This is a genomic window from Absiella sp. AM29-15 (assembly GCF_003434225.1).
Classification (GTDB): domain Bacteria; phylum Bacillota_I; class Bacilli_A; order Erysipelotrichales; family Erysipelotrichaceae; genus Hoskinsella; species Hoskinsella hominis.
Genome location: NZ_QVFL01000007.1, coordinates 68,281 through 83,071, shown reverse-complemented (window position 1 = coordinate 83,071; position 14,791 = coordinate 68,281). Strand labels below are relative to the sequence as shown.

At 33.2% G+C, this 14,791-nt stretch carries 16 protein-coding genes; 5 read left to right on the top strand and 11 right to left on the bottom strand.

What is annotated here, in order from left to right:
• The 4 genes from DW761_RS08875 to DW761_RS08860 all read right to left on the bottom strand — a co-directional run.
• Window positions 1-979 (bottom strand): hypothetical protein (locus DW761_RS08875; protein WP_199485618.1); only part of this gene is annotated, 979 nt, incomplete at its 3' end.
• Window positions 980-1,155: 176 nt separating this feature from the next.
• Window positions 1,156-1,593 (bottom strand): HD domain-containing protein, encoded by a 438-nt coding sequence (locus tag DW761_RS08870; RefSeq protein ID WP_117517666.1) that lies wholly within the window; start codon window positions 1,591-1,593, stop codon window positions 1,156-1,158.
• Between the two features lie 21 nt (window positions 1,594-1,614).
• Window positions 1,615-2,544, bottom strand: coding sequence for an AEC family transporter (locus tag DW761_RS08865; protein WP_117517664.1), 930 nt, complete (start codon window positions 2,542-2,544; stop codon window positions 1,615-1,617).
• Between the two features lie 21 nt (window positions 2,545-2,565).
• Window positions 2,566-3,039 (bottom strand): PTS sugar transporter subunit IIA, encoded by a 474-nt coding sequence (locus tag DW761_RS08860; protein WP_117517662.1) that lies wholly within the window; start codon window positions 3,037-3,039, stop codon window positions 2,566-2,568.
• 92 nt (window positions 3,040-3,131) lie between these two features.
• On the opposite strand from DW761_RS08860, the gene DW761_RS08855 reads away from it, so the two are divergent.
• Window positions 3,132-3,923 carry a MurR/RpiR family transcriptional regulator gene (locus DW761_RS08855; protein ID WP_117517660.1) on the top strand — a complete coding sequence of 264 codons (792 nt, stop codon included), beginning with the start codon at window positions 3,132-3,134 and terminating at the stop codon, window positions 3,921-3,923.
• Window positions 3,917-4,672, top strand: a complete 756-nt coding sequence (locus DW761_RS08850) for a MurR/RpiR family transcriptional regulator (RefSeq protein ID WP_117517658.1) — start codon at window positions 3,917-3,919, stop codon at window positions 4,670-4,672. The genes DW761_RS08855 and DW761_RS08850 overlap by 7 nt, the downstream gene beginning before the upstream one ends.
• Window positions 4,673-4,698: 26 nt before the next feature.
• Here DW761_RS08850 and DW761_RS08845 read toward each other — a convergent pair whose 3' ends face one another.
• The 7 genes from DW761_RS08845 to DW761_RS08815 all read right to left on the bottom strand — a co-directional run bounded on the left by DW761_RS08845 (window position 4,699) and on the right by DW761_RS08815 (window position 12,375).
• Window positions 4,699-6,219, bottom strand: coding sequence for a PTS transporter subunit EIIC (locus tag DW761_RS08845; RefSeq protein WP_117517656.1), 1,521 nt, complete (start codon window positions 6,217-6,219; stop codon window positions 4,699-4,701).
• A gap of 33 nt (window positions 6,220-6,252) precedes the next feature.
• Entirely contained in the window at window positions 6,253-7,578 is a 1,326-nt protein-coding gene (locus DW761_RS08840) for a 6-phospho-alpha-glucosidase (protein WP_117517654.1), read from the bottom strand.
• A 536-nt stretch (window positions 7,579-8,114) separates the two neighbouring features.
• Complete coding sequence (locus DW761_RS08835; protein ID WP_117517652.1) at window positions 8,115-9,272, bottom strand: AraC family transcriptional regulator; 1,158 nt, start codon at window positions 9,270-9,272, stop codon at window positions 8,115-8,117.
• A gap of 79 nt (window positions 9,273-9,351) precedes the next feature.
• On the bottom strand, window positions 9,352-10,182 hold the full coding sequence (locus DW761_RS08830) for a PTS system mannose/fructose/sorbose family transporter subunit IID (protein ID WP_117517650.1): 831 nt from the start codon (window positions 10,180-10,182) through the stop codon (window positions 9,352-9,354).
• Window positions 10,172-10,960 (bottom strand): PTS N-acetylgalactosamine transporter subunit IIC, encoded by a 789-nt coding sequence (agaW, locus tag DW761_RS08825; protein WP_117517648.1) that lies wholly within the window; start codon window positions 10,958-10,960, stop codon window positions 10,172-10,174. The genes DW761_RS08830 and agaW overlap by 11 nt, the downstream gene beginning before the upstream one ends.
• Window positions 10,961-10,982: 22 nt before the next feature.
• The gene (gene agaV / locus DW761_RS08820; RefSeq protein ID WP_394336553.1) at window positions 10,983-11,477 is read right to left on the bottom strand and encodes a PTS N-acetylgalactosamine transporter subunit IIB; all 495 of its coding nucleotides are present in this window, start codon (window positions 11,475-11,477) and stop codon (window positions 10,983-10,985) included.
• Complete coding sequence (locus DW761_RS08815) at window positions 11,464-12,375, bottom strand: haloacid dehalogenase-like hydrolase (protein ID WP_117517646.1); 912 nt, start codon at window positions 12,373-12,375, stop codon at window positions 11,464-11,466. The genes agaV and DW761_RS08815 overlap by 14 nt, the downstream gene beginning before the upstream one ends.
• A 410-nt stretch (window positions 12,376-12,785) precedes the next feature.
• Between DW761_RS08815 and DW761_RS08805 the strand changes: the two genes are divergently transcribed.
• The 3 genes from DW761_RS08805 (at window position 12,786) to DW761_RS08795 (ending at window position 14,440) form a co-directional block, all read left to right on the top strand.
• A complete protein-coding gene (locus tag DW761_RS08805; protein WP_117517792.1) occupies window positions 12,786-13,337 on the top strand; it encodes a dihydrofolate reductase family protein in 552 nt (183 codons plus the stop codon).
• 62 nt (window positions 13,338-13,399) lie between these two features.
• A complete protein-coding gene (locus DW761_RS08800; protein ID WP_117452510.1) occupies window positions 13,400-13,651 on the top strand; it encodes a kinase to dihydroxyacetone kinase in 252 nt (83 codons plus the stop codon).
• 90 nt (window positions 13,652-13,741) lie between these two features.
• Window positions 13,742-14,440 carry a DUF1963 domain-containing protein gene (locus tag DW761_RS08795; protein WP_117517642.1) on the top strand — a complete coding sequence of 233 codons (699 nt, stop codon included), beginning with the start codon at window positions 13,742-13,744 and terminating at the stop codon, window positions 14,438-14,440.
• The last annotated feature ends 351 nt before the right edge of the window (window positions 14,441-14,791 follow it).

The following is a 14,791-nucleotide window of genomic DNA, read 5'->3' as shown; positions in this document are numbered from 1 at the left end:
TTTTTTCAATTACAGTGGGACGAATTTCTTGAGGTAGTTCTAACATATCCATTGCTTTTTCTATGCTTACATTTGTTGTTTTCATCAGCTTTTTTGTAAGTTCTATTGTTGCTTTGATTTCACCTTGTTCTAAGCCTTGTTCTAGTCCTTGTTCTAATCCACGCTTCAATCCTTTATTTTCGACATAATCACCATAACCACTCATCTCAAAAACCTCCTGTTCTAGATCCTCTGGTAATAGTATATCATAGTTTTCTATAAGTTGTCTTTTTATTTCTTCCGGTGGTAACTCTGATTCAAATAATATGCTCCATAATTTCATCGTGCTTTTATCACTTGTATCGTTGTAATCATAATGCTTCTTTGGATAAATCATTACCACTGTGATCAAGTCATAATACATCATGGGACTATGCCATTCTCTTCCCAAACATGTTTCATTCAGCGTATACTTATTAATAACACCATCCTTGTAATTTGGATGCCCAATACATATCCACATGGAATACACCTTTTTGATATTTCCATACTCTGATTTTTCAAAGCCTATTACACCATTCTTTTCACCTGCCAATATCCGACATACATAATATACTGCACGACTCAATAATGGATATTCTGGATTACTATCATTTTGTGCTTCTATGTTGATCAGAAAACCCGCCTTTACGTTATCTGCTTCTCCTGGAAGCCTCGCAAAAAACAAAATATCATAATCCACCTCTGCGCCAACAATCGAATGATCCTCCAAATTTAATCCCAGAATTTCCTCGTTATCGATGATGTAATCAATATCGGGAATCGCTTCGATGTACATGACAATGTCATCAATCTCTAAATCTTTGTATTCCTCGGTATAATCCTTTAAAAATCTGGCGAGAATACATTTAAAACTCAATATTTTTTTACAATATTCATCTAATGCTTTTTTGGGATCCTTGTGATTGATCGTATCCGCAAGTTTAAATCTTTTGCTCATAAAACATCTCCTTTCTAGTTAATGTTCCCTATTATACATGGTTTCTTTGATAAAATCAGGAAAGTGAAAAATAATTGTTTTTTATGATGAAATCTTAAAATAAATCATTGTTTTCTAAGAAATATTTTTACATATTTCCAAACTGCCAAGAAAAAAAGTCCCTTTTGAAAAGGAACTTACTTTTTACATAAAAGAGCTTTCGCTTTTGTATACTTATTTCTAAAATACTCCATTGTCTTTTCATCCACATCCATACCACTAAACCGGCTCTGATCCATATTATGATCGTTATCCGCAAGTTTTACTTTAATGGCAACATCATTTTCTAATATATGTTGTACATATTCCATATATGGAACATTTTTCTCATGGGTAAGATATCGTAAAGGTACAAGTACACTTTCTGGAAATTCTTTTTCTAAATCTTTAAATGTGATATCCGTATCTTCTACTACATCATGAAGAATCGCAACACATGTAGAAATTTCATCATCCATTTGTTCAGCTAAATGTATGGGATGTAAAATATAAGGCATCCCTGCTTTATCTACTTGCCCATTATGCGCCTGATACGCCAGCCTGATAGCTTTATTTGTCAGCTCTGTATAAATCATAAATCCCGCCTTCTTCCATATCTATAATAACATATTTAACATGAAGGGCATTGTGATAATTGAAAACAAGGTTGTTAAAAACACCCCTGCAGAAGCTGCTTTCACATCACCCTCATATTCTGTAGATAAAATTACAACCATAGAAGCTGATGGCAAGGCTCCTGAAACAACAATCAGTGATTTTATAAAATCATCAAAAGGAAGCCTCCACACCAACAAATATAATATGATCGGCAATACGATTAATTTGATCGCAACCAATAAATAAAGTTTCTTTTCACTGATAATTTCTTTTACCGGCAAAAACGCAAGCGATGCGCCAATCACAATCATACTAATTGGTATTGTTGCATTTCCAAGCATGGATAAAAAATCCACAACTGGTACGGGCATATTTACATGTGTCATATAAATAATAATCGCCAACAAAGAACTGATTGTGCCCATTGACAAAATATTTCCTATCGATATCTTTTGATTTTCTTTCACAGAACCTTTTCCTATCAAGTAGACACCATAAGAAAATATCAATATATTAAAAGGCATATGCATTAATGAAAATACAAATACCGCAAAATCGCCATACAATACCCTTAATATTGGATAACCGATAAACGCTGTATTAGAAAATACCATTAATAACTCATATACAGGTGCCTCATGTTCATCTGCTTTTAAGCATCGATTGACAAGCTTCGCTAATAATATCAAAAACAAATATAATAGCACACCTGCCCCTAATGCCTGCCAAATGATATCATTACCATCATAATCTGATTTTACACACACAGAACTGACAATCAATGCTGGTGATAAAACATTTACAACCAAACCGGATATCTGCTTATTTGTTTCTTTACTGATTTGATGCTTTTTTACTAAAATATAACCAACTACAATAAACGCAAACAACTCCATCATAGTTGTCAGTAATACTTGAATATCTACCATTGTTCTCCCCCTTTTCTATTGTTATTTATATCGAATGATATTTGTCTTATTCGCAACTGCTTTTGTTTCTTTTAAAAGTTCTACTTCTTTGGTATTTCCATTACTCAAAATCACACACATCGTCACATCACTATATCCCAAAGCCGCAAGTGCTTCTTTATCATATGTAATCAATGTCTGTCCCTGTTTGACAGCCTCATCTTTTTTCACATGGGTATGAAAAATCGGTTCATGAAGGTTCACGGTATCAAGTCCAACGTGCAATAATATCTCCATACCATTTTCCATGGTAATTCCTACCGCATGCTGTGTCTGGTCAAAAACAGCGGTTATGATTCCATCACATGGTGCGTAAATGGTATCACTTTCTGGATAGATTGCCAACCCATCACCCATCATTTTTTGTGAAAACACTTCATCTTTTACTTCTGATATGGGAATGATTGTCCCATCTGTGTATGCTGTAATATATGATTCTTTCTTTTTGAAAAACATCTTGTTTCTCCTCCTTATATTTATTTAATTTTATGTATTTTTTGTTTACTTCAAGTATAATATACTTATCATATAGAAAAGGGGTTTTTACATTGGTCATTTTACATCTCGATGATACTGTCATAAAAAGCTTAAGCAGTGGTGAATTATCCATATTACGCTACGTTTATGAGAACATGGACGATGTGTTACATATGAGTATTCAGGAGTTATCCAAACAAGTATCCTATTCTACCGCCACGATTTTACGTTTCTGTAAGAAGCTGGGTTTCTATGGATATGCGGAATTTAAATATGCCTTACGTTCTGAAATGCAGAAACCTCAAACCGTCATCACAAAACCTCAGGAGGCGCTTACTAATAAAATCATTATGGATAATTTATATACCGACATTGAAGGTACATCAAAATTAATTTCTAATGAACAATTAGAACGCTTCTTTCATTATCTGGATAGTGATGATCCGATTTATTTATGGGCACCTGGTGGGTTAACTTCCATATTGGTTGATTATCTGGAAAAGCTGTTGTTTGCGATTGGCCGCCAAAATGTATATAAAATCGAATCCAGCAAGATGGGAGAGCATATTGTCCGTGGTTTATCAAAACATCATATTCTGTTTGTGATCAGTACTACAGGTGATTTTGCGCCTACTTTACGCATGGCAAAACTTGCGAAAATGAATGATATTCCCATCATTTCTATCACCCCTTATACCAATAATGCCATTGCTAATATCGCTACATTAAACTTTCGATTTTTTACTAATCAACGTGAGAATAAAGGCGCAGAATATACATCCCGTCTGCCTGTATTTTATGTGATGGATATCATGATCAATAGTTATCTACATTATAAAGAACTGGAGGCTGGCATATGTTAGAAATTCTTGAAAGAGCACAAAGCTGTTCCTTAACTGATATGGAAAAAGAAATATTAGCATTTTTTATTCAGGACCCCCGCCATGCAATTTATATGAATTTAGAAGAGATTAGCAATGCCTTATATACTTCTAATGCGACCATTGTTCGTTTCTGTAAGAAAATCGGATTAAATGGGTTCCATGAGTTTAAATATGAAATCCGCAAGGAACTGGAGCAGCAACAAAACTGTTCCTTATCTTCTCAGGATTTAATGGATAATTCTTTAGCATGTTTTCGTGATAATTTAGATGCGATTGATTTACAACAATTAGAGGCAATCAGCAATTTGATCTGCAGTCATCGTTCCTTATATATTTATGGCGCAGGACTTAGCTCCATCCCTGCCAAATATTTACAAACCATTTTAACAACCTTAGACCGTCCCTGTATCTTGATTGAATGGCGGCATTTGTTGGAAGGTATTACTTATTCTATCAGTAAAGATGCGATTTTATTTCTGATTACTGCACACGGGGATGCGCCACGTTATCTACAGATATTTGAAACTGCCAAAAAGCGCGGTACCACGATTATCTTGATTACTTGTGATGAGGAAAGTCCTCTACCACCATATTGTGATTATACAATCATTACCAGTGATGAAAACAAGGTGTTTCATAGTATCGATATCAATCCTCGAATGGGTATCTTAACGGTGATCCAAATCTTAATTGAAATGGTCGCACAGCGAAGTGTTGATGAAAAGTAAGGCAGTGCAAATTTTGCACCGCCTTTTTAGTATTTTAGTACCTCTCTTACTGAAGCCGCAATCGCTTCTACTTTCGGACCATAGATCACATGGATATGTGTTTCACTTGGCTTCACGATTCCCATAGATCCTGTCTTTTTCAATTTTGTTTCATCTACTAATGCCATATCCTTCACATCAACACGCAAACGTGAGATACAGTTATTAACATTGACGATATTATCAAAGCCTCCCAGACCTTCGATAATTGTTGCGGCTAATTGTTTCTGTTTTTCATCTAAGGATACACCTTCTACTTCTGTTTCATCATCTTCCGCTACATCAATGGATAAGTTTTTCTTTGTGAAATACCATTTAAATGCATAGTAATAGATAATCGCAAATACTGGTCCGATTACTAAAATCCAATACCAGTTTGAACCTGGCTGGAATACACCCCAAATAAAGAAGTCAATCAAGCCACCACCGGTATTACCAATAATTACACCAAACGCTGACATCAACATGAAGGAAATACCACCCATAATCGCATGGAATAAGTATAATGCTGGTGCGATAAACATGAAGGCAAATTCTAATGGTTCTGTGATACCAGAAACTACACTGGCTGCGACACCGGCAATCATCAATGCTTTTACTTTACCCTTCTTTTCTTTTGGACTTGTTTTATAAATTGCATAAGCTGCGGCAGGTAAACCAAACATCATGAATGGCATTTTTCCCTGACCTAAGAATTGTGTATATGGCTGTAATTCAGAAATATCTACCTTATCCACAAATTGTAAGAATATATTTAAACAACCTTCTACACCCTGATATACTCCACCAATGGATGTTGTACGAAAGATTCCATTCAATACATGATGTAAACCGGTAGGTATCAATAAACGTTCCAAGAATCCAAAGGAGAACACACCAAATAATCCAGAATCAGCGATAAAGCCACCTAAAGAATCAATAGCACTAGAAACTGGCTCCCAAACAATTGGTGCAATCAAACCTACAACTGTGACACTTAAGATAACCGCAATGGCCACAAAGCGTTTTCCACCATAGAAAGAAATCGCAACTGGAAATGTAATCTTGTGATATTTATTATGGATTGCGGCTGTCATAATACCTGTGATAATACCCGCAATCGCCCCCATATCAACTGTTTCTACCCCTAGAATCGCTGATATTTTCAAAGCACTAAAGTCCATAAATCCTGTATTGATCATACATGCTGAACTTACTAAGAATGTATAATACCCAATAAATCCCGCAAAAGCCGCAACTTCTTTATCCTCTTTTGCTAGACCAAAGGATATAGATATCGCAAATAACACTGGAATCAGTGTAAATACAACACCAGATACCTTGTTAATGGTGGTAATGATAAATGCTACAACTGCCTGTGATAAAAATGGAGCTGCCTCTAAAACCTGTGGTTTCATTAACGCAGAACTCAATCCTAGAACAATACCGCACGCTGCTAATGCAGCGATTGGCATCATTAAACTACGTCCCAGGGCTGAGAAAAAATCCATGATTTTGTTTTTCCTCATAAAATTATTCCTTTCTCTCTTTCGACGATATAATTATTTTAATTCCGGCCACATGCCTTTATTTGCTTCAATTAATGCATCTAATACTTTACGTGCTTTCTTCGCATCGTTTACCAGACGGCTTAATGTGAATGCCTCTAATGCTTTCTGATATGAATTTTCAAAGTATGCATCTACAATTAGTTTTTCTACAGATACCTGATTTACCAATAATCCTAAGTAGAACTGTGGAATGTTACCAACACGCATTGGTCTAGGTCCATTTGCGCCTAATTCACATACAACTTCTACCATGGCATCATCCTGCATATTGGCGATAGCACCATTGTTTTCGATAATCAAGATATGACGATTATTCTTATTATAAGCAATTGCTTCCGCAACTTTAATCATCATCTCCGCATGTGCATCGGAAATATTATCAAAGCCATCACCCAATGATCCTTTTTTGATAACTTCTGCACATTCCGCAAATACACGTTTTTCTCTACCAGCCATAACTTCATCCGCACGAGTAAATTCTGGATTCAAATGACTTGCTTTATATTCAGGATATAAGTAATACTGATCGTATGTATTTGGTAAATAATCTGGGAAGTCAGCCATAATTGTCTGTACCATACCATATGTATCTAACCATGAAGCATCACGCTGTTCTGCATCCTGTGGCAAGAAGCCATTTTCTTTAATCATCTCTTTGATTTTTGGCAATAAATCTTCACCTGTTGTCTTATCATAAATGTGTGTAAACCATCCATAGTGATTTAATCCAAAATATACAGGATCCAGGTTTTCCCAATCACATCCCAGTAAACGTGAGCATGAACGAACTACATTTTCCGGCTGATCACAGATGTTTAAGATTTTCTTATCATCTGGGAACTCTCTGCATAATGCTTCCGCTACAATTGCGGCTGGATTAGAATAGTTTAAGATCCATGCTTCAGGCGCATATGTTCTGATATCATGAATGGCTTTGATCATATCTACACAAGAACGAAGTCCGTATGCCATACCACCGGCACCACATGTTTCCTGTCCAATCAATCCCATGCTTAATGGAATGTGTTCATCTTTTGCACGCATTGGAAGTCCACCAGCACGCATCTGCATAAACACGAAATCCATACCTTCATAAGCTTCTTTGATATCTGTTGTATAAGCGAAATCTAATTCAGGAAATCTTTCTTTAAACAGGATTTCACCAAACTTGCCAATTGGTTCCTGACGGTCTTTATCAATATCGAACAATACCAGTTTGTTTAATGGGAATTCTTCTTTCATACGAACGAATGATTTTAAGAATCCTAATGTGAATGTACTTCCTCCACCAACGATACATACATTAAATTTTTTCATATTACAATCTCTCCTATTTTCTTTCTTTTTTCTAACTCAGAACGGCCCTTCTTTGAGTACGCTATTACTATATCTTACTTTTAAATTTGTGTAAATAATTTACCAGTTTATAGATTGCAATCCCTTTCATTGATATTTATTACTAAGATAGTAATAATTTTCACACACATATATACGTGGTTTATATTTAATTTTCTTAAATTAAAACATTGTTTTTTTTCATAAAGCCTGTATATTTTTCTAGTTTCCTGCATATATTAGTGATAGGGAAAATTTCATTCCCTTTCATATATAGGAGAGAACAGATGAGTAGTCTGTTCTTTTCTCTTACGTTTGAAAAACATAAAAATAAAAGGGACTTCACAAACACTTGAATATACAGTCATTTGTGAAATCTCTTGATTACATTTTAGAATAAGAAATTCATGATTTTACTTTTTAATATAAGTATCATTTATTTGAAATACATCATAAAAATATGATTCATCAGATAAATCTTAACACTCTATAAGATGACCTATCTTTCTAACAATCTATCAATTATAAATCGTTTTAGCATAATCAGAAGGTGCTATACCATATCGGTCCTTAAATTTTTTAGAAAAATAATTTATTGATGAAAAACCCATTTGAATAGCTATATCAGATATTGTTCTATTTCCTTCTTTTATCATTAATCTGCTTTTATTGAGTTTCATATCTGATAAATACTGTTTGGGAGCTGTATTCAAATTCTTCTTAAATAGAATTTGGAGTGTTGATCGTGAAATAGAAAATTCTCTACAAATATCACTTAATAATAAAGAATCGCATAGATGTTTTTCCATATATGAAAGGATTTCATTAACAAGTTCATCCTCATAGCGTTGTTGTATTGGAGTCTGTATTGTTTGATACTCCATATCATCTTTATTTTCTTGTAATTGTATTAATATTTCTTTCAGATAACAAAGCATTAATTCATCATCATATTCTGATCGTCTAGCTGATGCATTAACAAATAGATTTAATGTTTGATGAATAATAGAATTAACATTAATCACTTTTTTATCTAATTTTTCATTGTTTTCTAAGTTAGAACGGAATAATATCGTAAGATATGAACAAGACTTACGATTTATTTTTGTTGTTATTGAATGAGTTTGCCCTGGGGCAAAAATTAAAATTTCCTGTTGCTTAATTTCAACTTTCTCTCCTTCAATAATCATTGTACAAGAACCATTATCAACATAATTTAATTCCCAAAAATCATGCTGCTCTTCTTCTAACTCATAATTACTATTTCTGATGTGATAAAAACATCCTATAATTTCTTGTATTTCAAAGCCTGGCATTATCTTTTTATAAGAAATACTTTTTTCTAGAGATATAGTCTTTATTTCTCCATTACTAAAAACGGAAATCGATGCAGAATCTGAAATACAATGAAAATTGAAACAAGTGTTTTCATTTAATTCAATTGTGCGAAATATTAAAAATCTTTTTGCATCCTTCATTTCCTTACTCATTGAAACATCCATCAAAACAATGCCGGATATCAACTTTACAATCACCTTAGATGAGCTACGGTATACACTATCATATGGATGATTTCCTGAAAGATTAATATTTAACTGCATAAATCCACTTATTTTACTGTGATGTAGTTCTCTACCATATTTTGTAAATAAAACATGATTAGTCTTATTGAACATAAACCTCCATCCTTTCCCTTTCTTTAAATACTCAAAAAGCTCATCTTTGAGATGCGCTTTTTGAGTATTTGAATATGATTTATAACGTTTGTGGAATATATTTGTAAATTCCTAAGAGTGCAAAAACTAAACCAATTACCAACGTTATTAAAATTAATACAATTGGTGAAACAGATTTTTTCTTCAATAATGCATAACAACCAAATGTATATAATAATGGTAATAATGCTGGCATTATTTTATCAAATAAATCAGTCTGTAAGTTAAAAGTGCTTTGTCCAACTTCAAACTGTAATGGGATTGTAAAATTAACATAAGTAGAAATTAAAGCTCCTACAACACACATTCCAACAATTGTCGCTGCACGTGATATTTTTTTTGTATTTTGTTTAAGAACAATGGCTGCTCCCGTTCCCATTTTATATCCATAATTCATTAATGTGAATCGTAATAATAAGTGTACTGTATTAAAAACCACCAAGAATAATATTGGACCAAATACACTACCGCTTTGAGCTAATGAAGCGCCTATACCTGCAGTAATTGGTAGTAATGTCAACCAACAGAGTGCATCTCCAATACCACCTAATGGGCCCATAATTGAAACCTTTATACCATTAATTGTTTCACGATCCTGACGACTTTCTTCCATAGAAATGATAACACCTTGTATGAATGTAATTAAAAAAGGATGAGAAGCAAAGAACATAGAGTGTTCTGCCATTGCGATAGATAGTTCTTCTTTATCTTTATATATTTTCTTTAACCCTGGTAGGATTGAATACATCCAGCCATAGCCTTGCATACGCTCATAGTTGAATCCAATTTGCATAAAGAATGAGCGTAAAATCATCTTATTTAAATCCTTTTTTGTAAGAATTTTTTCAGGAATATAATCTTTAGATTCCATCTTCATAATCCTCCTCATCATCATTTGAATTTGTTACAACAGCCATAATTGGTTCTTTATCTTCATGAATAAAATAATCATAACCTGCTATTGCCATTCCAATTACAGCAACGGCTATTACTGGTAGATGTAAATATGCAGCAGCTATAAATCCTACTGCAAAAAATGGTAAATATCTAACTTTAAACATGATTTTCATTAGCATTGCAAATCCCACAGCTGGCATGATTCCACCAATTGCACTCAAACCGGCCATTACCCAATTTGGAAGCATACTAATGATTATTTGTGCTTTATCTGCACCAAAATATAGTGGTAAAAAAACAAGGATAAACGGAATTAGGAAAGAAATAAATAACCAGAAATACATCCAACGATCAAATTTATTAGGATCTGGCTCTGTTATTGTCTTATCAATTTTACTTGTCAAAGCAGAAAATAAAGAGAAAAACATGATGATACATCCCTGTCCTACTAAAGCAAATGGTAATGCAATACCTACAGCGATTGTAGGATCTTGTTTCGTTAAAATAGTGAATGCTGTTCCTAAGATACCACCAACTACTACATTAGGTGGCTGCGCCCCAGCTAAAGGAACCATAGCCATCCATACAAATTCAATTGTTGCACCAGCAATTAATCCTGTCGTAATATCCCCTAAAATCATTCCAACAACCATACCAGTTACAACAGGGCGATGGATATGGAATAATCCGTTGTAGTTATCAATACCACAGATACCTGCAAAAACGGATATCAATAAAATCTGTGCTAACATTATACTTTCCTCCTCTTCTTTCTTATATTAAAGTCATTAAGTCAACTGATTTTTCATTAGGTATACCACGAATCTCCAGTTGTACACCCATTGCATTAATTTTTCTAAACGTTTCAACATCATCGTCTGTAACAGAAACTAAAGGATGTATCCTTCTCTTTCCTTCTGCAAAATGCATATTTCCTACATTTATTGATTTTAATTCTACTCCACCCTCAAGTAAACGTAATGCATCCTGGGGTGTCTTCACAACCAATAATATTTTTTGTTTTGGAGATGCTTTTGCTATAATACGAATCGTTTTTTCAATAGTAAAGAAACGAATACCAATTGTTTCAGATAGAACCATTTCCATCAACGATTGCTGTACGGGATCATTAGCGACCTTATCATTGGCAACTACAATTAGATTTGCTCCAATTGTATTCGCCCATGACATTCCCACTTGTCCATGCACTAAACGATTGTCAATTCTTGTTGCTAAAATTTGATTACTCATTTTATCACTCTCTTTCATTCGCTATAGCCATCATTCTTACAGTGTGACGTAATCCTCTCACTGCAATTGATAAATTATAGATATTTTCATATGGGCAAACACCAGAATAACCAGCATCACCAATATGATGAATATCTACACCAGCCATTTTACACATAAGCGAAACTCGTTTAATTGTATCAATATCACTACCTTCCTGGCTTGTACCTATTGCTGACATTACAAGTTTCCCTTTTGATTTTATATGTTTTGTCGCCTGAACTACATCTTCAAGTGTTACACCCGGAACAGTTCCAGGTGCTGGAATCATTACTACATCTGTTCCGTTTTCAATAAACTGATCAATTGCATTCAAATCAATACAACTTTCTCCTACTCCAGCTCCATGCATTTTCCCAGCGATAATCATTCCATCAAAATATTTTCTTGCATCTTTTAAGCAGTTAATAATTGCATCATTAGAAACTCCGACGCCTGGATTTCCTGTTAAACAAATAAAATCAAAGCCAAGTTCTTTACACTTTTTAAAATTTTCGATAGTAGCTTGTCTTCCTAATGGAATTGCTACTTTTTCTTCCAATAGGTTATCCGTATTTTCAACAGGTTCCAAATTAATTCCAATTGGGCGCCCACTATACTGCTTACTTAACAGAATCGGATTTTCACATTTTGGCAAGCCTCCAATTTCTAACGTATTAAGATCAAGTTTATTGTATAAAATCAAATCTGCTCCAAATGATCTTACGATTTCAGCATTTGAAATTCCATATGGAATAGGATCAACAAATGCTACAACTTCTGACAAAACAGTTCTTCCTTCACTTGCAGAAATCGCTTTGATTAAATCCTCTCTATCCATGTTCATAAAATCATTTGCCGTACAATTCAATAAACGTTTGTTAAAATTTTTACTCATCTAATAGTCCTACCTTTCCCATCACCGCTTTATGTAAGCGCTTTATCATCACGGTTATAGTATACCCTGATTTAACAATCGCGTCTTTATAAAAATACACATGAAAGTTATAGTTTTGTCTTATCATTTTTTTACATTTGAAAAAAATATAAAAAATATCTCTTATAAGTAAGAAAATATTATATATATTAAACATTATTGATACTTTTTGTATATTAAATCATATATTTATCCATTATCATAACTAATATCAGATTCTGTAGTTTAATAAGAGTTTTTTCAAAAATAAAAAAATTATTACAATAAACAAGCAATAAAATTTATATAAATTTTCATCATCCTGCATACTGATTCAAATAGAGGCTATAATATATATCAATATATATATAAAGAAAAGGAGTTATCACATGATGGAAAATAAGCATGATGGCAGGCAAGTTATTTTATATATCGCAATGAGTTTAGATGGCTATATCGCTGATAAAAATGGCGGCGTTCACTGGCTAATGGGAGATGGTAGTGATTCTGAAAATAAAGGAAGTTATCCAGAATTTTATGAAACGATTGATACTGTAATATTAGGATATAAAACATATGATCAAGTCGCAAATGAGTTATTTCCAGATCATTGGATTTATGATGATAGAAAAAGTTATGTATTCACACATCATCAACTGCCAAATACAAAATTAATAACTTTCACTGATGAAGAACCTGTAGGCTTAATAGAAAAATTGAAAAAAGAAGAAGGTAAAGATATTTGGATATGTGGTGGCGCATCCATTGTAAATCAATTACTAAAATCAGATATGATAGATACTTTTTGTTTCTCTATTATCCCCACAATACTAGGAGAAGGCATTTCGTTATTTCATCATCATGGAATGGAAAAGAAATTGAAACTGGTTTCTACACGAACATATGATGGCATTGTGGATTTAGTTTATAAACGTCGATTATAAACATCGATAAGGACATTCCTTCTGATTTGCGATATAATAGTAGAAAATAGGAGGAAATCTATATGTTAGAATTCAGATATGATACACAACTTTTGATTGAAGGAAATCATCTTAATGAAGATGATATCAACGAATATTTTAGAAATAATTTTAAAGGTGATTGCTTATTAGCTGTTGGTGATGAAGATTTAATCAAAATTCATTTCCACACAAATGAGCCTTGGGATGTTTTAAAATATTGTGCAACATTAGGTGAAATTTATGATATTGTGGTTGAAGATATGGACAGGCAATCAAGAGGTTTAAAAGGGTAGTCTTAACTAAGGATTTGTTTATTATGGATAAATCCTTTTTTATACTATGCGCTATGTTAATATAGTATCAATGAGAGTAAGGTGTATATAATGAAAATAGAAGAAATAAAAAATGCATTAAAAAGAAAAGCAATTGTCTTTCGTACTGGTGGTTTTCGACCAACCAATGAAATATCTGAAAGTTGGATTGGAAAAGTAGGATGGAAATTAAAGAATGAAGAAGTACCAAAGGATGATGATCACCAAGAAATGTTACCAGTTGCGACAATCTTTTTACCTGATTCACCTGTTTGTCCAAAAGAGCTTTCTGGAATAAAATTAATCACAATTTTTGTGTCAAATAATCTATATAAACATCTAAATGGAGATGATTTAAGCCGCTGGTTTGTGATAAGAACATATCGTTCTTTGGATAATTTAATGCCTTGTTGCTACACATCAAAAGCAATAAAGCCTTTTCCTTTATCCACAGAACTTGTGGAAAATGATTTTCCTACATGGGATAATGGTGGTATTCCTGATGATATAGATCAAGAAATTTGCACTTTAGAAGAACAAGGTAATCTTGATTACTTTGAAGATATTTATGAAAAAAATTATCGTCTTCATAAAATAGGCGGTTATCCTTCCTTCTGTCAAAGTGGTGTATGGTATGGAGATGATTATCCATTTGTTTTACAAATATCCTCAGATTTTAAAGCTAATTTCAACATTATAGATAGTGGTAACTTTTACTTTTATTACAATGCTTTAAAACAAGATTGGAAAGTCTATTGTGACTTTTACTAAGGAGAAAATATGGAAACAATATTGATTAAACCTCATCATTTTATGGATATCATTAAACTTTATGGTACAGGCATACATAACTTTGTACCTGATGAAAAAATGGGACATGATTTTTACAAAGTCGCAAATACAATCATTCATAATCCAGATGTGACTTTACGGCTTACCATTTATGGTGATGATATATGTAAGCCTTGTAAGAAATATCATGATATATGCATAGATGCTTTACATCATATTCCTGGTTGTACAAGTAAAGATATTTACAATCAAACGCTGGACACAAGAATAATTTCACTGTATTCATTATCTAAAGAAACATATACCGCAAAAGAGTTATGTGATATCCTG